Source organism: Sphingomonas faeni (assembly GCF_040407565.1).
GTDB lineage: Bacteria > Pseudomonadota > Alphaproteobacteria > Sphingomonadales > Sphingomonadaceae > Sphingomonas > Sphingomonas faeni_F.
Genome location: NZ_JAPZPR010000017.1, coordinates 1 through 20,638 on the forward strand (window position 1 = coordinate 1; position 20,638 = coordinate 20,638).

The 20,638-nt window shown below is 64.7% G+C and carries 36 protein-coding genes; 23 read left to right on the forward strand and 13 right to left on the reverse strand.

The window, feature by feature from the left end; all coding sequences use genetic code 11:
* Positions 1 to 186: 186 nt before the first annotated feature.
* The 13 genes from O6Y00_RS21745 to O6Y00_RS21805 all read right to left on the reverse strand — a co-directional run bounded on the left by O6Y00_RS21745 (position 187) and on the right by O6Y00_RS21805 (position 5,617).
* Positions 187 to 1,167 carry a site-specific integrase gene (locus O6Y00_RS21745; protein WP_353444585.1) on the reverse strand — a complete coding sequence of 327 codons (981 nt, stop codon included), beginning with the start codon at positions 1,165 to 1,167 and terminating at the stop codon, positions 187 to 189.
* A 13-nt stretch (positions 1,168 to 1,180) separates the two neighbouring features.
* The gene (locus tag O6Y00_RS21750; RefSeq protein WP_353444586.1) at positions 1,181 to 1,417 is read right to left on the reverse strand and encodes a hypothetical protein; all 237 of its coding nucleotides are present in this window, start codon (positions 1,415 to 1,417) and stop codon (positions 1,181 to 1,183) included.
* Positions 1,414 to 1,686 (reverse strand): hypothetical protein, encoded by a 273-nt coding sequence (locus tag O6Y00_RS21755; RefSeq protein WP_353444587.1) that lies wholly within the window; start codon positions 1,684 to 1,686, stop codon positions 1,414 to 1,416. The genes O6Y00_RS21750 and O6Y00_RS21755 overlap by 4 nt, the downstream gene beginning before the upstream one ends.
* 178 nt (positions 1,687 to 1,864) lie before the next feature.
* Positions 1,865 to 2,113: a hypothetical protein gene (locus tag O6Y00_RS21760; protein WP_353444588.1), complete on the reverse strand. Its 249-nt coding sequence runs from the start codon at positions 2,111 to 2,113 to the stop codon at positions 1,865 to 1,867.
* Complete coding sequence (locus O6Y00_RS21765; RefSeq protein ID WP_353444589.1) at positions 2,110 to 2,559, reverse strand: hypothetical protein; 450 nt, start codon at positions 2,557 to 2,559, stop codon at positions 2,110 to 2,112. Before O6Y00_RS21765 ends, O6Y00_RS21760 begins: the two co-directional genes overlap by 4 nt.
* A complete protein-coding gene (locus O6Y00_RS21770) occupies positions 2,552 to 2,743 on the reverse strand; it encodes a conjugal transfer protein TraR (RefSeq protein WP_353444590.1) in 192 nt (63 codons plus the stop codon). The genes O6Y00_RS21765 and O6Y00_RS21770 overlap by 8 nt, the downstream gene beginning before the upstream one ends.
* Positions 2,736 to 2,906 carry a hypothetical protein gene (locus O6Y00_RS21775; RefSeq protein WP_353444591.1) on the reverse strand — a complete coding sequence of 57 codons (171 nt, stop codon included), beginning with the start codon at positions 2,904 to 2,906 and terminating at the stop codon, positions 2,736 to 2,738. Before O6Y00_RS21775 ends, O6Y00_RS21770 begins: the two co-directional genes overlap by 8 nt.
* Positions 2,906 to 3,154 carry a hypothetical protein gene (locus O6Y00_RS21780; protein WP_353444592.1) on the reverse strand — a complete coding sequence of 83 codons (249 nt, stop codon included), beginning with the start codon at positions 3,152 to 3,154 and terminating at the stop codon, positions 2,906 to 2,908. The genes O6Y00_RS21775 and O6Y00_RS21780 overlap by 1 nt, the downstream gene beginning before the upstream one ends.
* 97 nt (positions 3,155 to 3,251) lie before the next feature.
* The gene (locus tag O6Y00_RS21785; protein ID WP_353444593.1) at positions 3,252 to 3,674 is read right to left on the reverse strand and encodes a hypothetical protein; all 423 of its coding nucleotides are present in this window, start codon (positions 3,672 to 3,674) and stop codon (positions 3,252 to 3,254) included.
* On the reverse strand, positions 3,671 to 4,117 hold the full coding sequence (locus tag O6Y00_RS21790; RefSeq protein WP_353444595.1) for a hypothetical protein: 447 nt from the start codon (positions 4,115 to 4,117) through the stop codon (positions 3,671 to 3,673). Before O6Y00_RS21790 ends, O6Y00_RS21785 begins: the two co-directional genes overlap by 4 nt.
* The gene (locus O6Y00_RS21795) at positions 4,114 to 4,551 is read right to left on the reverse strand and encodes a hypothetical protein (RefSeq protein ID WP_353444596.1); all 438 of its coding nucleotides are present in this window, start codon (positions 4,549 to 4,551) and stop codon (positions 4,114 to 4,116) included. The genes O6Y00_RS21790 and O6Y00_RS21795 overlap by 4 nt, the downstream gene beginning before the upstream one ends.
* Entirely contained in the window at positions 4,533 to 4,760 is a 228-nt protein-coding gene (locus tag O6Y00_RS21800; protein WP_353444597.1) for a hypothetical protein, read from the reverse strand. Before O6Y00_RS21800 ends, O6Y00_RS21795 begins: the two co-directional genes overlap by 19 nt.
* Before the next feature lie 83 nt (positions 4,761 to 4,843).
* Positions 4,844 to 5,617 (reverse strand): S24 family peptidase, encoded by a 774-nt coding sequence (locus O6Y00_RS21805; protein ID WP_353444598.1) that lies wholly within the window; start codon positions 5,615 to 5,617, stop codon positions 4,844 to 4,846.
* Between the two features lie 84 nt (positions 5,618 to 5,701).
* On the opposite strand from O6Y00_RS21805, the gene O6Y00_RS21810 reads away from it, so the two are divergent.
* From O6Y00_RS21810 to O6Y00_RS21920, 23 genes are all read left to right on the forward strand, one after another.
* Positions 5,702 to 5,938, forward strand: a complete 237-nt coding sequence (locus tag O6Y00_RS21810; protein WP_353444599.1) for a carph-isopro domain-containing protein — start codon at positions 5,702 to 5,704, stop codon at positions 5,936 to 5,938.
* On the forward strand, positions 5,939 to 6,169 hold the full coding sequence (locus O6Y00_RS21815; RefSeq protein WP_353444600.1) for a hypothetical protein: 231 nt from the start codon (positions 5,939 to 5,941) through the stop codon (positions 6,167 to 6,169).
* Positions 6,166 to 6,336, forward strand: a complete 171-nt coding sequence (locus tag O6Y00_RS21820; protein WP_353444601.1) for a hypothetical protein — start codon at positions 6,166 to 6,168, stop codon at positions 6,334 to 6,336. The genes O6Y00_RS21815 and O6Y00_RS21820 overlap by 4 nt, the downstream gene beginning before the upstream one ends.
* Positions 6,337 to 6,351: 15 nt before the next feature.
* The gene (locus O6Y00_RS21825) at positions 6,352 to 6,654 is read left to right on the forward strand and encodes a hypothetical protein (protein WP_353444602.1); all 303 of its coding nucleotides are present in this window, start codon (positions 6,352 to 6,354) and stop codon (positions 6,652 to 6,654) included.
* The gene (locus tag O6Y00_RS21830) at positions 6,651 to 7,115 is read left to right on the forward strand and encodes a phage regulatory CII family protein (protein ID WP_353444604.1); all 465 of its coding nucleotides are present in this window, start codon (positions 6,651 to 6,653) and stop codon (positions 7,113 to 7,115) included. The genes O6Y00_RS21825 and O6Y00_RS21830 overlap by 4 nt, the downstream gene beginning before the upstream one ends.
* Before the next feature lie 26 nt (positions 7,116 to 7,141).
* Entirely contained in the window at positions 7,142 to 8,350 is a 1,209-nt protein-coding gene (locus O6Y00_RS21835; protein ID WP_353444605.1) for a DNA-methyltransferase, read from the forward strand.
* The gene (locus O6Y00_RS21840; RefSeq protein WP_353444607.1) at positions 8,347 to 8,958 is read left to right on the forward strand and encodes a hypothetical protein; all 612 of its coding nucleotides are present in this window, start codon (positions 8,347 to 8,349) and stop codon (positions 8,956 to 8,958) included. Before O6Y00_RS21835 ends, O6Y00_RS21840 begins: the two co-directional genes overlap by 4 nt.
* A 190-nt stretch (positions 8,959 to 9,148) precedes the next feature.
* Positions 9,149 to 9,361 (forward strand): hypothetical protein, encoded by a 213-nt coding sequence (locus O6Y00_RS21845; protein ID WP_353444608.1) that lies wholly within the window; start codon positions 9,149 to 9,151, stop codon positions 9,359 to 9,361.
* Positions 9,358 to 9,816 (forward strand): DUF7694 domain-containing protein, encoded by a 459-nt coding sequence (locus tag O6Y00_RS21850; RefSeq protein ID WP_353444609.1) that lies wholly within the window; start codon positions 9,358 to 9,360, stop codon positions 9,814 to 9,816. Before O6Y00_RS21845 ends, O6Y00_RS21850 begins: the two co-directional genes overlap by 4 nt.
* The gene (locus O6Y00_RS21855) at positions 9,813 to 10,721 is read left to right on the forward strand and encodes a DUF1376 domain-containing protein (RefSeq protein WP_353444610.1); all 909 of its coding nucleotides are present in this window, start codon (positions 9,813 to 9,815) and stop codon (positions 10,719 to 10,721) included. Before O6Y00_RS21850 ends, O6Y00_RS21855 begins: the two co-directional genes overlap by 4 nt.
* Complete coding sequence (locus O6Y00_RS21860) at positions 10,696 to 11,235, forward strand: hypothetical protein (RefSeq protein ID WP_353444611.1); 540 nt, start codon at positions 10,696 to 10,698, stop codon at positions 11,233 to 11,235. Before O6Y00_RS21855 ends, O6Y00_RS21860 begins: the two co-directional genes overlap by 26 nt.
* A gap of 30 nt (positions 11,236 to 11,265) precedes the next feature.
* The gene (locus O6Y00_RS21865; protein WP_353444612.1) at positions 11,266 to 11,901 is read left to right on the forward strand and encodes a hypothetical protein; all 636 of its coding nucleotides are present in this window, start codon (positions 11,266 to 11,268) and stop codon (positions 11,899 to 11,901) included.
* A gap of 328 nt (positions 11,902 to 12,229) precedes the next feature.
* Positions 12,230 to 12,427, forward strand: coding sequence for a hypothetical protein (locus O6Y00_RS21870; protein ID WP_353444613.1), 198 nt, complete (start codon positions 12,230 to 12,232; stop codon positions 12,425 to 12,427).
* A 302-nt stretch (positions 12,428 to 12,729) separates the two neighbouring features.
* On the forward strand, positions 12,730 to 13,170 hold the full coding sequence (locus O6Y00_RS21875; RefSeq protein ID WP_353444614.1) for a terminase: 441 nt from the start codon (positions 12,730 to 12,732) through the stop codon (positions 13,168 to 13,170).
* 49 nt (positions 13,171 to 13,219) lie between these two features.
* Entirely contained in the window at positions 13,220 to 15,148 is a 1,929-nt protein-coding gene (locus O6Y00_RS21880) for a phage terminase large subunit family protein (protein WP_353444623.1), read from the forward strand.
* Positions 15,148 to 15,357 (forward strand): phage head-tail joining protein, encoded by a 210-nt coding sequence (locus O6Y00_RS21885; RefSeq protein WP_353444615.1) that lies wholly within the window; start codon positions 15,148 to 15,150, stop codon positions 15,355 to 15,357. The genes O6Y00_RS21880 and O6Y00_RS21885 overlap by 1 nt, the downstream gene beginning before the upstream one ends.
* Positions 15,357 to 16,793 (forward strand): phage portal protein, encoded by a 1,437-nt coding sequence (locus tag O6Y00_RS21890; RefSeq protein ID WP_353444616.1) that lies wholly within the window; start codon positions 15,357 to 15,359, stop codon positions 16,791 to 16,793. The genes O6Y00_RS21885 and O6Y00_RS21890 overlap by 1 nt, the downstream gene beginning before the upstream one ends.
* On the forward strand, positions 16,793 to 18,775 hold the full coding sequence (locus tag O6Y00_RS21895) for a prohead protease/major capsid protein fusion protein (RefSeq protein ID WP_353444617.1): 1,983 nt from the start codon (positions 16,793 to 16,795) through the stop codon (positions 18,773 to 18,775). The genes O6Y00_RS21890 and O6Y00_RS21895 overlap by 1 nt, the downstream gene beginning before the upstream one ends.
* A 21-nt stretch (positions 18,776 to 18,796) precedes the next feature.
* On the forward strand, positions 18,797 to 19,090 hold the full coding sequence (locus tag O6Y00_RS21900; protein ID WP_353444618.1) for a hypothetical protein: 294 nt from the start codon (positions 18,797 to 18,799) through the stop codon (positions 19,088 to 19,090).
* A gap of 51 nt (positions 19,091 to 19,141) precedes the next feature.
* Entirely contained in the window at positions 19,142 to 19,474 is a 333-nt protein-coding gene (locus tag O6Y00_RS21905) for a DUF2190 family protein (protein WP_353444619.1), read from the forward strand.
* Between the two features lie 89 nt (positions 19,475 to 19,563).
* Entirely contained in the window at positions 19,564 to 19,875 is a 312-nt protein-coding gene (locus O6Y00_RS21910) for a hypothetical protein (protein WP_353444620.1), read from the forward strand.
* Between the two features lies 1 nt (position 19,876).
* Positions 19,877 to 20,218, forward strand: coding sequence for a head-tail joining protein (locus O6Y00_RS21915; RefSeq protein ID WP_435368665.1), 342 nt, complete (start codon positions 19,877 to 19,879; stop codon positions 20,216 to 20,218).
* 1 nt (position 20,219) lies between these two features.
* The coding region (locus O6Y00_RS21920; RefSeq protein WP_353444622.1) for a DUF6441 family protein at positions 20,220 to 20,638 on the forward strand (419 nt) is incomplete at its 3' end.

A 20,638-nucleotide genomic window follows, 5' to 3' on the forward strand; every position in this document is an offset into this window, starting at 1 on the left:
AAATTAACTGGAATGACGCTCTGACGGTTTTCCATTTCACACCCTTTGTCTCGGTGGAAACAGCGGAGGTTTTCCGGTATTCTCGCGTCAGAAGCGCAGAGTTCTGCCGTGTCGGGTTAATTTACAGATAACCCGAGATGGCGGAAATGCGTGAGTCGCGAGCGGAGTTTTCCACTGTTTGTAAGTCTACGTTCTGTTCTCCCAACGCAGCATAGCCGCGTCGGCGAGGGCTGATTGATCTCGTTGCTTCGCGTAATGCTCGACCATGAGAAGCGATTGACCGCTGACGGCGGCGGTCTGCGCAGCGGAACAGCCCGCCTCGAGTAACGCGATCACCGCGTTCTTGCGCAGGCCGTGCGGCACGCTCGGCGCTCCGGCGGATGCTGAGAACGCTTTCAGGATCTTGCGGGCGTTGTCATCGCGCATCGGCTTGCCGTGGATCGTCAGGCAGATCGGCCCCTCGCTTTGCGATCGCGTTGCCAGTTCAGCCTTGAGCGCGCTGTGGATCGGGATCTTCATCGGCTTCTTGGTCTTGTCCTGGACGACCGTGATCCGATCGTCCTCGACGTCCGACCATTGCATCCCAAGCACGTCGCCGAGCCGCTGCGCCGTGTAATAGAGCAGGTTCACGAGCAGACGCACGGCGGCGTCCTCCGCGGCCAAGCCTGCGCGCAGCACGCCGGCGGGCCATGGCTCGTGCTCGCCTCCTGCCATCGGCGCGATACCGTCGCATGGATTCTTCGCGATATGCTCGCGCTCGACGGCCCAAGCGAACAGCGCGCCACTCGTACGGAGGAATGCGTTCGCCGCGCCTGGCGTTACCGCCATCTTGTCCAGCAGAGTGCGCATGTCGCCGCGGGTGATGCCGGTGACAGGCGCGGTCGGCAGCGCCTTCTCCAGTCGTCGCAGGTAGATGTCGTAGAGCTTGCGCGATGCGGTCGCCAGCGCGCCATAGGCCGCTCCGCGCTGGTACAGATCAACCAGCACCGGAACAGTCATCAGCGCAGACCTCGTCTTGCGATTCCGGTGGCCCATCAGCGCGGCGTAGCTGCCTCCAAATTCCATCGACCGAAGCGGCGGCAGGCGCGTCATCAGGCGCTTCCCGTCGACCACCTTGCCGGTGTCGAAGTACAGGTACTCGCGCCCCTTGGAACGAACCCTCTTCACGTATTTGGGGAGATCATGCGGCACTGCGCAGCCCCGGTTGATCCTTGCGCCAGTCGTTGCTCCCGCCCGACATCTCGTCGAGGCTCGTGTCCAGGGCGGCGCGGTCCCACCGCGGCCCGCCGGCCATAGCTACCGACATCGGCAGGCGGCCAGCATAGACCTCGGCATCGAACTGCTGCGGGGTGAGCTCGCAATACTGGGCGGCCGTCGATCGCTTGAGCATGCGCGGCCAATACGGTGCCGCGCTCATGATGCCGCCGCCCCCTGCTCAAGGTTCTGGGCAAGGTTCTCAGGCCAGCATTCATCGAACGGGATGCCGAATGCGCCAGAAAGCGTCAGGGCAATCTCGTCAGGGTCATCGACGATGTCCCCGCTCGGCTCGTTTGGCATGCCGTTGAGGATACCTGCCTGCGTATCGATGAAACGAAACGCCGCGAGCAACGCCGCCCGCTGCGCATCCGTCAGCTTAGCCGCCACGTCTGCAACAGCCCCCGCCTCGTCGAAATTTGCTTCGGTCATGCCGAACCTCCGCAATCGTTAGCCTTGGCCTCATCGCCCCGTATGAACGCAGCATGGTTGCGCGATCCCGAGCGGTACGGATTGCTGGTCTGCAGAGGGCGGTGGTCTTCGGCACACGCGCGGCCGTTCGCTACGGCTAGATCGGTGTTCAACTCGGGGCTCGGGTTGGGATTGGGGGTCATGCGGAGGGCTCCTTGTCCTCGTCACGGATGACGTGGCTGGAATTACGTTGCGCGACGAACGGATACATGCCCGTCATCTCGTCGACCTCATCGTCCGCGATAGCTTCGACGAGGTAGATCGTGTCGCCGGGATCGGTGCTGCCGTAGGCCTCGTCGATGGCGTCTTCGCGCGTCAGGCATGGTCCGGCGAGGGTAAACTCTTCGCAGTCGCGGCCAGCCCACCACGCCCATTTGCCCCCGCTCATGCCCCACCTCGGGCGTTGAGGGCGGCGCGGCGATGTTCGGGCCACTTAGGGTCAGCGAGCGCAAAGCTATCATCGAGCAGTTTCGTTGCCGCGTCGAACCCCGCAAGGAACTCCGCTTCTCGCGTCTGGGTGGCATCGGGAGTGAGAGCGAGCGCCTTAGCCATCCGTGCGCGGGCAGTCTGTTCGTCACGCATCGACGGCACATGGTCGCGACCGCGCATGTTGCGCGTATCAACCGCCGCCAGCAGCTTCGTCGCCGCATCGCGAACGCTCTCCCCCGCACCTTCGCCCGACTTGCAAGGAAGGCGACGAGCTAGAAAACTGCCGAGCGCGGCGGTCATGTCGACCACGTCGCTGCCGCTGAAACTGATGTCGCGATTTCGAAAGGCCTCGTCGGCGAAGACCAGCGCGTCTTCGCGCGTGACGTCGGGGGCTTGATCAACCACGGGCATATCCCTTCTTAGGTTCACGGCAGGGAGCGCAGCGGCCCATGACGAGGCGCGGGCTATCGTTGCCGCACTCGCGACATTCGCCGGGCGCACCGATGGCGATGGGCGCACCCGCGGCGCGGATGTTGCGGTCGAGCGCGGCCTGCGCCACGTCGTTCGCCATGTCGGCGACGTCAGCCACGATGCACCTCGGCTGCGTTCCAGCGCGCTGCGGGCACGTACATGCGACCGCGGCCGCGCACGCTGACCAAGACGCGGTCGCCGTCCGTGGGCGTGCCGGGCGCCAGGTTCGCCAACAGCGAATGACCCGGGGCGATCTCGACCCGTCGATACTGGCTGCCCATCACGCGGCCTCATGGGTTGGCTGGGCGTCGGCCTCGACGGTGCGCAGCTGGTGACGAGTCCTGAGGGGCAGGACCGAGGCAGTCGGGGAAGTTGGGTGCCGCGCGATCGGCCAGGGGCGCCCGCAGGCGGTGTCCCAGATGCGACGCCGGTTCGGCACGAGGGAATCTGCGATGATCGCCAGCGAGACGCCCGCGATCGTGATCAGCGAGGCCCAGCCAAGGGCGTGCATGGCGATATGCCAGGTCATGGAAGGGCCTTTCGATTGAGGATTGCGAGCATGAGCTCGGTGAGGGTTTCGGGATCCGCGCGACCGTAGAGGTCGGGGACCGGGGGAAGCGGGCGCATCATGCCGCACGTCGCCGCGACCGGGCGGGCGACGTCCAGCCATCGCCCTCGACGATCTTCTCGGCACCGCTGGGGGCAATGACGCGGACCCGGCCGTCAGCCAGCTTGCGAATGATCGGGCACTGGAACTCGTAGACCGGCGGTATCCCGCGCGTGCCCAGGAAGAGCTCGAGCATGCCGACATTGCGGCGCACCGTCATTGCCGGGGCGGTCAGCACGTCCAGCCCGCGGCTGATGCACTCCCGCGCCTGCTCGTTCGTGAACCGCTGCCCCCCGATGATGCTGTGACCACCGAAGCCCGTCTTCTCGCCGCCCTCGATCGTGCCGTACCAGGCTGGCCGCGGCTTTGACGGCGTGATGAGGAACGTGGCTGGCTGACGGCCGATGACAGCGCCCATGACGCGTTCTACGGGCGATTTCATGCCACCTTCCTCAGATACGCGATCGCGCCAGCCGCGCTGCGCTCGTCACGCTTTGCCAAGCGCTCCGCGTATTCAGCCTCGATGCGGAGGATCTCAGCCTCGTGGGCGGCGCAGGCGTTCGTGTGCGCGACGATCTCGACCGCGTTGTGCAACTGCTCGATGTTCGGGCGCCGGCCCATCCGCTTCTTGAGCACCTCATGCGCGACTCCGAGCACGCGGACCTCGTAGTGCGACAGCCCGAGCTTGCGCGCGCCGTAGCTGATCTGGGTCCGAATATTGTCGGCGCGTGCCTTGGCGAGCGCGAAGTCCTTGAGGGGCCCGCTGGTCGAGTGGATCCGCTTCTCTTCGTGCTCGGCGATGCTGAGCAGGTGAAGGTGGCCATCGAGGTCGTACAGGACCTGGTCGAGGTCCTCGTCGCATGATTTGATGGTGCGCGCGGTCATGCTGCGACGCTCACGCTATCGCCACGCTCTGCCGCTTGCCGTAGCCAATCGCGGCCCTTGGGCGTTGCAAGAAACTCGGTCCAGTAGATGCCGGACAGCGCTTCCGCGTCTTTCATCGGCAGCGTCTTCTCGAATTCTGGCCAGCCTATGACGTCCGTCTGTTGGCGGTGACACTCGAGCGACAGCGGCAGCATGAAACGGTCAGCGACCTTCGTCGAGGCACCCTTCGCGTCGCGCGTGCCCTTCCCTGCATGGTCGACGTGCGCGGCCTGAACCGGCCCCGAGCACCAGAGGTTCTTTCCGAGACAGGCGCAGGGAAGTCCGCGAAGGAACAGGCCGAAATCTTCAGCGCGCTTCCACTCAGGGCGACCGGCGCGCTTCGGCTTGATCTTACGAAAGGCGCTCTTCGGGGGCCTCATGCGACCACCCGGCATGCAACGATGTCGACGGGGGATTCAGAGGTCGCCGGATAGGTCCAGCTGTCCGAATAGACGTGGGCAGTGTTGCCCTCAGGCCCCGAGTTGCGCTCGGCGGTTTTGCGATCGCGGTCGGCACGAAACTGCACCTGAACCCGCGCGAGATCCGACACCGGACACCCGGAGCCGTCGCACTCGATCCAATCTGAAGAAGCCTGCTCGGCCACGATCGTCTCCCAACAAGCCGGGATGGCCTGTTGGGTTACCTATGTGCGATTAGTTCGTACACGTCAACGACTATTTCGCACACTTACACGTGTCGGTAGCGCCTCGTCCCGAAGCCCGGCGGCGCCAAATCCTGTTTCGCAGAAGCGACGATACCGACCACGCGTATCTCTTCGTCCGTGAACATGCCTTCGTCAGGCTTCCCAATCGGGATAAGGTCCTGAAACTCTGGCTCGGTGCTCTCGCAGCGTAGCACCCATTCATCGTCGACCATGTCCAGCCGCTTGCACGTCAGTTCGACCAGGTCGTGTGCGTTGCGCGCGACAATGACCAAGGTCCCTGGGACAGCGTTGATACCGCCCCTGCCTATCCGGTAGCACTCAAGGTCTGATCCGGGTAGGATCGTCTTGTTCATTGACAGACCTTCCATCCGTAGGCCGAACCGATCAGCGCCGGGTCTAACTGACGGCCCAAATTTCACGTCGTAACGCTCTGCGCTGCTCCAGTCGGACTGCTCTCGCCATATGCCCGCCTGGACGGAACCAGTGACCGCGACCCACTCATCATCGTCTACGTTGAGAGGTGGTTCGACCTTCGAGGTCCGAAACTGCTCGGTTAGCTCGCCTGTGACACCAGCTAGCCGTAGAGTGTCCGCTTCGCTAACGCCTCGCGCCGCAAATATTGGCGCTAGCTGCTTCGCGATCTGCAGAGACAGGAACGGCTTCTTGTTTTTGGCGGGGTCTTCCATCGACGCATAGGTCGATTGCGGTATGCCGAGCTCGTCGGCGACCGTGCGTGATGCGATCTTGGGGACGGTCCGATTGCGGAGCGCCTTGAGGTCGAGTGCTGCGTTGGGCATTTCGTTACAAAGCGAAAAATTCGCATCTTGTATGCGCGAAATAGTCGTTGCGTTACGTGCGACTATTTCGTACATCATGCTCCCATGACCAGCGATACAGACCTTTTCGCCCGGCTCGGCGGCACTCGCGCAGTAGCTGACATGATCGGCGAGCCGCCATCAACGGTCCAAAGCTGGAAGACGGCGCGGCGCATTCCGTCAACCAAGCAACCGATGGTGATTGAGAAGGTGCGTAATGCAGGGCACATCATCACCGCGCACGACGTGGTCTTTCCGTTCGGCGTTCCGGCCACCCCGATAGAACAGAAGAAAGCGGCATAGATGCTGCTCACCCTTCCCTTCGAGATGAGCGCGCGCGTCTCGGCGGCGCCATCGGTCGTGATGCTGCTCAACGGCAAGTGCGTTGCCGGGTTTGCGGTCAGCGAGCCTGAGTACGCCGAAGTGCCGGCGGTGGTTGTTCGCCACTGCACGCGCTGCAACCAGGTCGGCGAGGGCGCCGTGCGCGCCTGCCTCTCGCCCGACTGCCCCTCTCGTGATCGGAAAGCAGCATGAACCTCGGTTGGCCTCAGGGCATCTACCTCGCGCTGTTCTTCCTCTCGGTGTGTCTTCACGCCAGCAAGAACGGCCAGCCGCGCACCGGGACTTACGACCTCGGCACCGCTCTTATTTCCGCAGCCATCTGCATCTCGCTCCTTTGGTGGGGCGGGTTCTTCTCCTGATCGAAAGGCCGTTTGATGCGTGGTGCTGTTCTCTTCGTCGTCCTGCTGGTGATGCTGCTGGCGTTCGTCGTGGTCCTGTCGATGCTGGCGGGCACGTCGGTCGTTGCCGCGGCGCTGGCGTTCCTGTTCGGCATTGCCGCTACGATCGCGGCGTCCATCTTCGTCAACACCCGCAACACACACCGCTACGGTCGCCAGGTCTGGGAAGATCAGGGTGGCATGGATGGGGTTGCACGTCATGGCGATCATATGCGCCGCGACCGGGTTGTCCGTCATGCGGAACCCTCGCCGAGATTTCCGGCGGGTGACGTAGCGTGACCCCGGAGAAGCTGAACCTGAAGCGCGCCACGGGCGAGATGCTCAAGGGCGTCGGTGGCTTGGAGGCTGCATCGGGCTTCTGCCGCGTCGGCAAGTCCGCGCTGGGCGATAACCAGTCGGTGAACAAGCCGGAGAGCTTCGTGGCCCTCGACGTGATCGCCGACCTCGAGCCGCTGGCGCGCGATCGCGACGGCTGGCCCCACGTCACACGCGCCCTGGCTGCGACGATGGGCTTCGTGCTCGTCAAGCTGCCCGAGGTCCCAGCGACCAGCGCGGAACTGCTCAGCCTGATCGGTCGACATGCCAAGGAAGGTGGCGACGTCTCTCAGGCGGTTTGCCGCGCTCTTGCCGACAACCACGTCAGCCGGTCGGATGCGCGCGAAATTCGGCGCGAGATCCGCGAGCAGATGGAAGTTTTAGCCGCGATGGATGCCGCCATGGCGTTCCTCGAAACCGATTAACCTGTTGTAATATCCGGAGACTAACGATGACAGCGCTCAATAGCGCAGCGCCGGTTGAGCCCGGTTCTGCGGACGGTTCTTTGCGGCTGGCGGCCGAAAGCCGGATCATGATCGGTGACGTGCGCGAGCAGCTGCGGCTGCTTCCGTCGCAGTCGGTCGATTGCGTCGTAACGTCGCCCCCATACTGGGGCCTCCGCGATTACGGCGTCGAAGGTCAGATCGGGCTCGAGCCAACGCTGGGCGAACATCTCGAGGTGATCGTCGACGTGATGCGGGAAGTCCGACGCGTGCTCAAGATGCACGGTACCGTCTGGCTTAACTACGGCGACTGCTACGCCGCCGCGCCGAACGGTAAGTCAGCCGCAGCTTACAAGGCCGATGGCACTGACGACCGCGCGTTTCGCGATAAGCCATTCTCGACCGTCGGCGGGGTGCTGAAGCCCAAGGATCTGTGCATGATCCCGAACCGGCTCGCGATCGCTCTCCAGGAGGACGGGTGGTACGTTCGGTCGGAGATTATCTGGCATAAGCCGAATCCGATGCCGGAATCGGTCTACGACCGCCCCACGTCGGCGCATGAGAAGATCTGGTTGCTCACCAAGGGTGAGGACTACTTCTACAACCATGAAGCGATCCGGGAGCAGTGCAGCCCTAACACGCATGCGCGAGCCTCGCAGGACGTAGCTGCTCAGGCCGGATCGCTGCGAGCCAATGGCGGCTCACGCGCTGACCGGCCTATGAAAGCGGTCGTCCGTGGATCCGCAAAAGCGATCGGGCCTAACTCCCGGATCAACGTCGATCGCGTACCGGTATCGCGAAAGACCGCGGCGCCCGGTTCGGGGATCAAGAACAACGCCAGCTTCGACGCGGCGCTCTGCAACATGCCCGGCGAAACCCGCAATGCGCGTAACGTATGGCGTATCGCGCCTCGAGCTTTTCGCGATGCCCACTTCGCGACGTTCCCCCCGGCGCTCGCCGAGCGCTGCGTTAAGGCTGGCGTACCACCGACCGTCTGCGGCTGCTGCGGCGCGGTGGAGGGATGCGGCCCCATCTGCGCCACCTTCCCTCGGGTGCCAGGCCATGTCCTCGATCCGTTCGGCGGTGCTGGAACCGTTGGCCTGGTCGCCGAGTCGCTAGGCTTCGCGTCGACCCTCATCGAACTGAACCCCGAATATGCGGCGATCGCCGACCGGCGCATCGCGTCAGCGCGGCCTGCTCTGGGGATCGCAGCATGATCCGCACCTGCTCCGACTGCCCGGGCACGATCGGCAAATACAGCAAGAGTGGTCGCTGCAAGCCATGCGCGATGCGGATCATGCATGCGGACCCGGCCTATGCCGCCCGACGCGATGCCGCGACGCGCACGATGAACCGGACGCCTGAGATCAGGGCGAAGCGCAGCGCGGCCTTGAAGGCTCGTTACGCCAATCCTGCTGCCCGAAAGGCGATGAGCGACGCCGCCCTGAAGCAGTTGGCCGAGAACCCCGAGCTCGCGGCGCGCCGTAGGGAGTTGGGCGCGGCGTCCTTCCGGGCATTCCACGCCCGCGGCGACTATGACTGGTCTGCGCACCACCGCGCCCGCGTCGACAAGCGCCTCTCATGGTGCCCCGCCGATCGGCTGGCCGAATACCAGAAGCTACGCAGCGAGTATGGTGCGACCGAGGCGCGACGGATGGTCGAGCAGGACATCGCCGCCAGCAAGCGCCGGGCGAAAGCGGAGCCCGACACCTTCGAACGCCAGATGGCGCGGATCGCCGCCGGTGCCGCGGTCATGGATGCGCCCGACTTCCGTACTGCCGGCCCAGCGCACACGCTCGGCGGCGTCGCATCGGGGATGCTCTGACATGCAGGCCGAAACCCTTAGCAGGTCCGCTAAACCGGCTCATCTATCGACCGTCGCCGATCTAGACGCGGCGATGCGCGCACGGGGGGATGCGCGGCGGCGGCAAGAAGCAGAGGACAGGGCCAAGCGGCTGGCTGCTAGGCGAACCGCTAAAGCGGCCCATACGTCTCATATCCTGTCCGTCCCTCGCATGGTCGGACTGATGCAGGCTGGCGTGCTGCTCGGTAGCGCCAAGGCTCTCGCCGACGCCTTGGGCATCCAGCCACGCAGCCTGCGCAAGAAGACAGACTCCGAGCGCGGCGTCTCATGCGAAGACTTGCGCGCGGCGGCTGATGCGCTCGACGCGCGCGCCGCGGCAATGATCCAGCATGCCGCCAAGCTGCGCGCAGAGGCGCGGTCATGAAGCCGACGGCATCGCAGTTGCGACGGATGAAGCGCGACAATCTCGCGTGGCCGGTCGGACTGGCGCCAGTGCCCAGCGCCGACTGGCCTGCAATCGCGTCCGAGGGATCTATCCGTGTCGATGTGCTCCGGTCGCGCGGCTTCCTCGTACAGGTGTTCGGCGAGGGCGAAATGCTGCGTCTGTCGGTCAACCGCACCGAATGGGACGAGCGACAGAACAGATTCCGCGAGGACATCACATGGGACGACCTGCAACGATTGAAGGCTGAGGCTGGGTATCCGGACCGGGTCGCGATCGAGGTGTTCCCGCCCGAGCGCCTGATCGTGAACGTCGCCAACATGCGACACCTCTGGATCCTGCCTGAGGGCGCCGAGCAGATGCCTTTCGTCTGGAACGGCCGGAAATCTCTTTCCGAAACCCGGCAACATCTTTCCATTGAGGACGCCGCGCAGTGACCCAGCCAGCCCCCCTGACGCCACCCGACGCGGACCTTCAGGACTTCCCGTTCATGCCCCTGCACGTCGCGCGCCTGCGGGACAGCGACCTCGCCGCAGAAGGCGATCCGGAGGGGTGCTGGTATGCGGTGCTGCTCTGGGCTGCCGCGTGGCATCAGTTGCCAGCCGGATCGCTGCCCGACAATGACGCGGTCCTGACGAAGCTATGCGGCCTGGGGCGCGACCTTCGCACCTTCCGCAAACATCGGCGCGACGCGCTCCGGGGGTTCGTGACATGCGATGACGGGCGCCTATATCACCCAGTGATCGCCGAGCAGGTCATGGCGGGCTGGGACGGCAAGCTTCGCCAGCGCTACCGGACCGAATGCGCGACGATCAAGAAGCGGAACGACCGCGCAGGCGTAACACCCTCTGAGCGCGAACCTCGTCCCCTGTTCGGCGATTGGCTGTCCCTCAACCATCCCGCGTCTGTCCCCTTTGTGTCCCTCGGGACAGACGACTTCGTCCCTCGCGACAACGTCACCAAGGGAAAGAGAGAGGGACAGGGACAGGGAGACATAGGTTCGGAAGCTGACGCTTCCGGCGCCGAAGCGCCCGCCCTGCCCGTCATCGTCGATCCGGACAAGGTCATGTTCGACGGGGGTATCTCGCTGATGGCCCGCGCCGGCGTCCTCGAACCGAAGGCGCGGCAGCTACTCGGCAAGTGGAAGCGAGACCACGGCACCCCCTCAGTGATCGCCGCTCTCGGCGCAGCGCAGCGCGAAGGCGCGATCGATCCAACCAGTTTCATCGAAAGGGCACTCCGCAATGGCCAACGACCTGATCAGCAACGACGCGGCAACAACGGTTTCCTCAATGCCATCATTGACGCCGAACGTGATGACCGTGCTCGGCAGAGCGTTTGAGCCCGCCGCCGTATTTAGCGAGCAGGACATCGCGCTGATCGAGCCCGTCGCCCGTGCCATTGCGATTGCCCAGCCCGCTGACGAGCGTTGCATCCGGCAGTCGCTGGGCGGCCTGTCTGCGGCGTTGCCAAGCCAAGCGACGGACGAGCTCACCGGCAACCTGAAGCTGAACGCCTACAAGACCATGCTGGCTGGCTACGACGAGCGCGCACTCGCCTATGCCTGCCGGCGCTGCCTCGACGAGCTCGACTGGATGCCGACCGTGCACCAGCTGAAGGAGCGTATGGCGAAGTGGGTCAGCCCGGAAGAGTCCGCGATCCGCCGCGCGCGCGCGATCATGCGGACCGGGCGGCGCGAGGTGACCACCGAAGCCCCGCCGATCACCGCGGACCAGATCCGCGCGCTGAAGCCCGAGTTCATTAGCATGGGCGTGAAGGCCGGCTTCATCACGCAGGACCAGGTCGACGAAGCACTCGGCCAAATCGAGCAGCCTCCCGAGCAGATGGCAGCATGACACATATCTATAAGAGCAAGGGGTAGGACGATGGGCCGCATGAAGGGGAAGCTGAGCAAGGGCCAGCCTAAGGGCGCTCGGTCTGCGTCGGGTCGCAAGCGTGATCGCGCGCCGGTGAACGTCGGCCCGTGTCTGGGCGTCGCGCGGCGTCGCGCAGAGTTCGGGCTACCAGCCAACGATGTCGGTGAAGCCACGCCTGATGCGACCCGCCGCGGCAAGCAGGAGACGCACACCTGCGACGCGATCGGCCGCGCCTACATCACCGGCCTGCTCGGCTCAGGGCAGGAAGCCGAGGACCTGCTTAACGCCGGGCGTAGTGTGGCCCGGCGATACTGGGCAACGCTGGGCGTCACCCTCACCCCGGATAGCTTAGCACGCTTTCAGCCGCAGGACGCGATTGGCGAGCCCATGAGCCAAGAGGACCGGGACGAACGCGACCGGATGCGTGAGGCCTCGCTGCTCACCACCCTCGACGTCCTCGATCGGTGCGGCCGCAACCGTGCGGTGCGCCGCGCATTCGATCAGCTGGTCATTGACCCGAACCCCGATCAGGGCCCCGCCTGGCTGGACAGCATCATCACCGCCCATCGTGCCAAGGCTCAGGCCAGCGCTCGGGACTATGCCACCCTCACCCTCGCCCTCGATGGGCTGAGAGCAATCGCTTGACGGCTCGGTACATTTCCGGCAGGTAGTCATTGTGCACGTTGTGCGCTCGCTTAGCCCGCCATCGTGCGGGCTTTGTCGTATCTGAGCCACATGACGTAGAGCCTACGGGCGCAGCCGGCGAGAGTCCGGAAGTATCGGGAGGATGGCAGCCATGCCCCTGCCTCCCATGCGCCACTATTCTGGTCGTATGGCGCCGCTGCTCACGGGCATAGCGGTACGCCAAGCGCTCAGTCGGACAGCGCAGGTGCAAACCTCCCTGTCCCGGTCGGGTCTGCTCCCCCGTGCGGACCCGACCGACCCGATAAGGCCAGACCATGACGGAGGCACCATGGCATCGACGCAGCCCGTCTCCTCCGTACACGTGCGCAGCACCACAGCTGAGGTCGTCGAAGCTATCGGCATGCGCGTACTGCGTATCGCCGAGGATATGGCCTCAGGGTCACGTCACCAGGGCCGCAGCGAGCGCCTGATCGAGCAGGCTGAGCAAGCCGCGATCGACCTACGGGCAGCCGTGCGGGGGCGCTGAGCGCCCCGAGTATTCAAACCGTGAGAGCTAACCCTCTCACCTGAGGTGATTTTCGAGGTGCATCGACCGGCCTCGACCCAGTCATCCCACATCGTGGGACGACCCCCTTGGGTCCTTCCGGGCCTCCCGGTGTATACGGGGGGCAAAGGCGCGGAAAGTTTCTAGGCGCGAGATCGTCCTAAGTGCCGCCGCCTAAGTATAGTTTTTGGCAGTTTTCCGCCGTTCGCAAATAACGGGAGGCGGCAATTTCAAGTCTAGACACTGTCACCCTGACGCGCGCTGACGTCGCATGGCTCGTCGGCATGTCCGACAGCTGGGTTCGCGATCGTATGCAGGCGGGGGATTTTCCCCGTCCCGGCGAAACCGCCGAGCAGTACGTCGAGGCCTTCGTCAACTTCCGCGTCGGCAAGGCAGGCGACAATGCGGATGGCCTGAACCTCGAGGATGAGCGCGCGCGCCTGGCGAAAGAGCAGGCCGACGCGAAGGCAATGGATAACGCGGAGCGCAGGCGCGAGCTTGCTTCTCTGCCAGACATGGTTGCCGCAGGTGCCGGTGTGATCGTCATGATCGTCGCCCAGCTTCAGCAGGTCGGTTCCCGCGTCAGCAAAGGCGACGTCAAACTCCGCGCTCGGATCGATACCGAGATCAACAACGTCCTCACCGACTTGAGCATGGCCCGGATCGAAGAGGCGCGCGGCGGGGGCTTTGATGACGACGAGCCCGACGACGACGGAGGTAACTGAACCGTACAGCGCCCCCGGCGCTCACGGTGTAGCGCTCGCGCAGGGTTGGTTGGCGGCATGCAAGCCGCGCGATCGGCCCCCGCTTTCCAAGTTCATGACCGAGCACGCCCGTTCCGATGACGGGGCGAGGATCCGGCCATTCCCGTTTCAGGCGGATATCGCAGATGCGTTCACCGATCCCGAGACGTCGCAGCTATCGGTCCGAAAGAGCAGCCGCATTGGCTACTCGACGATCCTGCAGTGCTTCGTCGCGTGGCGCATCGCTCACGATCCCGCGCGGACGCTGATCTATCAGCCCACGATCGATGACGCGGAGAAGTTCAGCCGGGACGATCTCGACCCGGTCCTGCAATGGGCCGTCGTGCGGAAGGTCGCGACGTTTAAGCCGCGGCACGCCGACAACCAGATCAGGGCCAAGCGGTACAAAGGCGGCTGGATCCAGATCAAGGGCGCTAACAGCCCGAAAGAGTTTCGCCGCGTCACCGCGGACGACGTGTTTCTTGAAGAGTGCGACGGATACCCCTGGGCAACCAAGGAAGAGGGCGACCCCGCCCGCCTCGCCTTTAAGCGCAACCTGACATCGCCGCGGCGCTTCAGCGCTGCCGGTTCGACGCCGAAGGTGAAAGGCTTCAGTCGGATCGACGCCTTGTTCGAACAGGGCAGTCAGGAATTCCGATACGTCCCCTGCCCGCATTGCGGACACGTTCAAACGCTGGTGTTCGGCGACGGCACTGGCGCAGGAATCAGATGGGAACCGAAGGAGCATCCGACGCGCGCTTGGTATCAGTGCGAGCAGGGCTGTGAGATCGACGAGGCCGAGAAGCCTTGGATGGACGAGAACGGCGAGTGGCGAGCTCACAACGCGATCGCGTTTCCCCGGCATCGCTCCTTCCACATCTGGGCGGCGTATAGCCAGCACCCCGGCGCCGCGTGGCTGGAGATCGCGCGCGAGTTTATGGAGGTCCGTAAAGACCCCAACCTCCTGCGCACTTGGGTGAACCAGGTTCTCGGCGAGGCATGGGCAGAGCGCGGCGAAGCGCCAGAATGGCAGCGCCTGTACGATCGCCGGGAGAAGTCCATGCGGCTCGGCACCCCGTCGGCGAAGGCCGGTCTGCTTATAGGTGCCGCTGACGTCCAGCGCGGCGGCGGCGGTCGCATAGACATGGACATCTGGGCGTTCGGCCCCGGGCGACGCCGTGAGTTCGTGGAGCGGATCGAAGTCTTCGGCTCCATTTCGGACAAGGCGACCTGGAAGAAGCTCGACGAGCAAGTGGCGCGCGACTGGATAACCGAGGATGGGCGATCACTTCGTCTTGCTAGGGTCGCCATCGATTCCGGCGACGGTGATAGCACCATGGAAGTTTACAGCTGGGCTCGGCGTCATCCGGGCTTCGCGATGGCGGTCAAAGGTCGGCACGCCATCACCGCAAACCAGCCGATCGGCTCACCGAGCTGGCAGGATGTCACCGTCAACGGCCGAAAAATGAAGCGCGGCGTCAGGCTGTGGAATATCGGCACGTCAATGCTGAAGCGCGAGTTGTTCGGGCTGCTTGAACTGGAAAAGCCGGTCGACGGCGAGGCGTATCCAGACGGCTACGTGTATTTGCCCGACGGCACGCCCGACGAATGGATCAAGCAGTTGGTCGCCGAAGAGCTCCGGATAATCCGGCTCCGAAACGGTGGCTTCCGCAACGAATGGCACAAGACACGAGATCGAAACGAGGCGCTCGATAACGCGGTCTATGCCCGCGCGGTCGCATTCTCGCTCGGCGTCGACCGCTGGACCGAAGCGCACTGGGCAAAGGTGCGCGGCGAGAATGAGCGGCCCGTCGAGATCGTCGTGCCGCCCAAGCCGACAGTGCCAGCCTCCCGGCTGCCCAAGCCGGGCGGCTCCAAGACGGTAACGAAGTCCGCGGCCCCGGCCGCCAAGACGGCTCCGACACGGAAGCCGAACCCGTTTACGACCAGGAGGCGCTAATGGCGTTCCAGCAATCCGATCTCGACAAGCTCGATTCGGCCATGCTCACCGGCGTGCGCAAGGTCATCTTCGCAGATGGGCGGAGCACCGAGTTTCATTCCCTGGCCGAGGTTCGCGCGCTGCGCGCTGACGTAAAGGCAGAGCTCGCCGCTGCGGCATCGCAGAGCCAGCCCCATCGTCGCACGACCGTCGGCCGGATCCGTCGATAATGAACCTTATCGAGCGGACCATCGCGGCCGTGGCGCCGCGCTACGCTACAAAACGGGCGCTCGCGCGGGTGCAGTTCGATCAGGTCAGCCGCGCCGCAGAGAACATGCGCCGTCTGCGCGAAGACAATCCTAACTTCGGCGTGAACACCGGCGAACCCAACGATGCCCGCCCGTCGCGGTTGGTCGATCGCGCAACCCTGCTGCGGCTGGCCTATCAGAATCCGTATGGCCGCAAGGCGATCCGGGCGCTGCTGAACGGAACGATCGGCTGGGGCATCACCGGCGCACCGAAGGGCCCCAAGGCGCTCCAGAACCTTTGGACCGAGTGGACCAAGGTCAGCGATTACCGGGGCCGGCTTAACTTCTACGGCCAGCAGGCGCTCGCGACCCGCACGATGTTCCGCGAAGGCGACAGCTTCATCGTCCGGCGATACGTGAAAGATGGCAAGGTAATCCCGCTACGCATCGACGTTCTCGATGGTGGCCTTCTCGACACGTCCAAGGTCGGCGAGAACATCGAAGAGGGAATAGAGTACAGCGTCGAGGGCATCGTCACCGGCTACTGGTTCTATCCTGCCCGAGCCGATTACCGGCGCAGCCGACCGTCGTTCCGTATCCCCGCAGAGGACGTCATTCACCTCTACGAGCAGGAAGAGGCAGGCCAGAAGCGCGGACGATCGGTATTCGAGTCCGTCATCAAGAAGCTCGGCGACATCGACGAGGCGCTCGAGGCGGACCTCGTGCGGCGCAAGATCGAGTCCTGTTTCGTCGGGTTCCGCCGCATCAATCCCGACTGGGTCGATGAGCCGTTCGGCCAGATCCAGTCGCGCGGCGACGATCTTCCACCGGCTGAGTATTTCGAGCCCGGCACCATGACCACGTTGGCGCCGGGTGAAGATGTGCAGTTCGCAGATCCGAAACCCGCCGGCGGCTTGAACGACGCGCTGAAGGCCAACCTGCTGGCGACCGCCGCGGGCGTGGGCGTAACCTACGAGCATCAGACTGGTGATCTGTCGAACGTCAACTTCTCGTCGTACCGCGCCGGCGCGTTGGAGTTCGATGCGACGAACGAAGAGCGCCAGTTCAACACGATCATCCCGGTCTTGCTTGATCGCGTATGGGAATGGTTCTGCCAAGCAGCATACGAGTTCGGGAAAACCAGAACGCCGTCTTACGAGATGCGCTGGACCCCGCCCCCGCGCAAATCGATCGACCGCGAAGGTGATGCGAAGGCTGACATTCTAGAAATGCAGGCTGGTCTGGAAAATCGCCGCAGCCTGCTGAACTCGCGCGGGATCGATCACGATACCTTCATGGCCGAGACGAAGGCCGATCTGACAAAACAGCAGGGGCAAGGGCTCTTCTACAAGGGCGATCCCTTCACGGCCAACCAAGCCGCTGGCGGCGAGACCGCCCCCGCACAAGGAAACAGCTGATGCCCGATCCCGCACCCGCGCTGGAAACGCGCGCCGTCAATGCTCCGACGATGCTGCGCGCGGCCGACGTCCGGCCCGCGTCGTATCAGGAGGAAGACAATTCGATCGAGGTCGTCTGGTCGATCGGCGCGGCTGGCCTCCGCTTCGACTGGCTCGACGGAGGCTATTACACCGAAGAGCTGTCGATGGACGCAGGCGCGGTGCGCCTCGGTCGTCTCAACGCTGGCGCGTGCCTGCTAGACAGCCACAGCACCTACAGCCTCAGCAGCGTGCTCGGCTCGGTCGTTCCGGGCACCGTCCGGATCGAAAACGGCGAGGGCCTTTGCCGGGTCCGCCTCGCGCGCACCCCCGATGTCGCCGATACCGTCGCCAAGATCATCGACGGGCACATTCGCTCGCTGAGCGTGTCCTACAACGTATTCGAGTTTCAACGCACCGAGCGTGAGGGTGAGTATCCCCACATGCTGGCGACGGACTGGGAGCCTGTCGAGCTCTCGTTCGTCACGGTGCCCTTCGATGCCGCGGCGCAAGTGCGTCAGCGGAGTGCCGCGCAGGGCGGCGATCACCCCTGCACCATCCGCGGCGCCGCCGCTCCCAATACGGAGAACACAATGCCCGATCCCGTGATCGTGCCGGCGGCTGATCCCGCGCCGGTCGTCCAGCCCGTCGCCGATCCGTCGCCGGCGCCCGTCATCGAAAACCGGTCCGCACCAACCGTCACCGCAACGGTCATCTTCGAGCGCTGCGGCCGCTCGGCGGATCTCGGCGATACCTTCGCCCGCGAACTGATCGTCCGCAACGAAGCGACGCCCCTGACCGCCATCGACTTCGAGCGCGCGATCTCCGATCGCTTGATCGAAGCGCGCGCACTTCCGACGATCGACGCCCGCGCCGGCCGTAGCGGCACCGAGAACGACGGCTATCGCCGCGCGATCGAGGCGGCCGTGATCCTGCGGGCCGACCCAAACGCAACGGTCCCCGAAGCGGACGCCGCAGCCGCCCGCGAGTTCCGCGGGATGTCGATGATGGAAATGGCGCGTGATTATTGCACGCGTACCGGCATCGGTGTGTTCGGCGGCAATAAACTGGAGATCGCGGGCGCCGCCCTCGGTCTGCGCTACGGCGCTCACACGACCAGCGACTTTGCCAATGCACTGTCCAATGCAGCCGGCAAGCGCGTTCGAGCCGCATACGACATCGCGCCGCAGACCTTCGGCCCGATCGTCACGCGCGGCACACTGCCGGACTTCAAGGACACGAACATCATCGGCTTGGGCGATGCCCCTTCGCTGCTGCTCGTTCGCGAAAACGCCGAGTTCACCTACGGCGCGATGTCCGACACCGGCATGAGCTATCGTCTGCAGACCTACGGGCGCATCATCGCGATCACCCGCCAGGCGCTGATCAACGATGACAAGCGCCTCTTCTCGCGCATCCCGACCCAGTTCGGGTTCAAGGCGCGAGACCTCGAGAGCGATCTCGTCTGGGGTATCATCATCAGCAACCCGACGATGGGCGACGGTTACGCGCTCTTCTCGGCGCAGCACGGCAACCTCGGCACCGGCGCGGCGATCACCGTCGCATCGGTCACCGCAGGCCGCACCGCGATGGCCCAGCAGAAGTCGGCGGAAGGTGGGTTCATCACCGTGCGCCCGGTATTCCTGGTCGTCGGCCCGGGCAAGCAGACGGAGGCGGAGCAGTTCCTGACCACCGTCACCGCTCAGCAGACGTCGAACGTGAATCCGTTCGCTGGCAAGCTGCAGCTGATCGTCGAGCCGCGGATCATCGACAACAGCTGGTATCTGATCGCCGATCCCAGCGCGATCGACACGATCGAACTCTCGCACCTCGAAGGTCAGGAAGGCGTCTTCATCGAGACGCAGGCCGGCTTCGATGTCGATGGCATCAAGACGAAGGCTCGTCTCGATGTTGGCGCCGCGACGATCGACTTCCGCGGTTTCTACCGCAACCCCGGCAACTGAGCCAAACCGAAAGGATAGACGATGAAGATCGTGAACCTGATCGGCCCGGCGGTTATCGCCGGAGCCGTGCGCTACCCCGTTGAGGGCGCGCTCACCGTCTCGGACGTCGAGGCGGAACAGCTGAAGGACTCGGGGCGCCTCGACGGCGACCCCGAAGACCTTCCCGGCGAGGAAGACGAGCTTGAGGACGATGGGCTCGACGCCCTGAAGGCCGAAGAGCTCAAGTCGCTGGCGCAGGACGAGGGCATCGCTCTCGGCACTGCCACCACCAAGCCCGCGATGGTCGCGGCCATCCGCGCCGCCCGCGCGGCCTGAACCCCAACCGTCCCGGCTCGGCAGCGCTGAGCCCGGACAGGGAGACGCATCATGAAGAACTACGTGCAGAAGGGTGAAAACCTCACCCTCACCGCCCCTCGCGCGCTGCTCAGCGGCGAAGGGTTCCTCGTCGGCGCAATCTTCGCCGTCGCCTCGGCTGCGGCAGCGATCGGCACGCCCGTCGTCGGCGTAACGGAAGAGGTTTTCGACCTCCCCAAGGCAGCAGGCGCAGTCACCGCCGGCGCCAAGGCGTACTGGGACAACACCGCGTTTGTGGTGACGACCAGCGCCAGCGGTACCGTCCTGATCGGCGCATTCACGCAGGCTGCGGCCTCCGCAGATGCGACCGGCCGTGTGAAGCTGACCGGCCAGATCGCAGCCTAACCCACCGGGGTTTCCTCCCCTTAACCCGGTGGAAACTGGCGGGCGGCGTGCGCGACACGTCGCCCGCCCATTGTCTGGAGCGATTCCCCATGAAGAAGATCACCATCTTCGGCCCGACGATCGTGGCGGGAGAAATCCGCCATCCCCACGAGGGCGCGATCACCGTGTCGAATAAGGAGGCCAGCCGCCTCGCGCTTGCGGGTGTGCTCGCCGGCGATGCCGAGGACGCTGAGGGAGACCATCATGACGACGCGGAGCCGGTCGGCGATGGCCTGGATGCGATGCTCGTCGACGACCTCAAGGCGCTTGCCGCGCTCGAAACTGTCGACCTGACCGGCGCCAGCCGCAAGGACGACATCATCGCCGCAATCCGCGCGCACCGTGCGGCGAAAATCGACTGATATGGACCCGTTCGGCCTTGCTCTCGACGCCCTGTTCATGGCGCCAGGATCGGCCGCGGCCGTGTTCCAGCCGGCGGACGGTGTGCCGGTCAATATCCGTGTGATCCGCAGCGCGCCAGATCGCGATACCGGGTTCGGGCAAGGCCGCGTCATCGACAACGCCGGCACCATTTTGGAACTGCGGCGGTCCGACGTTGAGTTTCCGCAGCCCGGCGATTTCGTCGTGATCGGCGGCGAGATAGTCGACGGCCAGGTCACCGGCGGCGACGTCTTCACGCTGTTCGGAGACCCGGTGCTCGACCTCGAGCGGATCGGCTGGACCTGCGGCGCGACCGCAACCTGATATGCAAATCGATATCGGCATCCCCGACTTCTCCGCCCTGATGTCGGATGTCGAGGGCGGCATCGCCAAGGCGGCAACCGCAGCAATGCGTGAAACGACCAAGCCGACGGTCGCCGAACTGCGCGAACAGATCACTTCGAACGGGTTGGGCACGCGCCTCGCGAACACTTGGCGGGACCGGGTCTATCCCGAGCGCCGCGAGAGCATAACGCCCTCTGGTTACATCTGGTCGAACGCTCCGGAGATCGTCGACAGCTTCGTACGTGGGGCGACTATCCGTCCAGTTGCCGGCAGAAAATACCTGTGGATCCCGACCAAGAACGTTCCGCGCGCGCGCGGACGAGGTCGGGCCACTTCGACCAAGCGCATGACGCCGGACGAGGTGCAGGCCGAACTCAATCAGGAATTCGTGATCCTCAA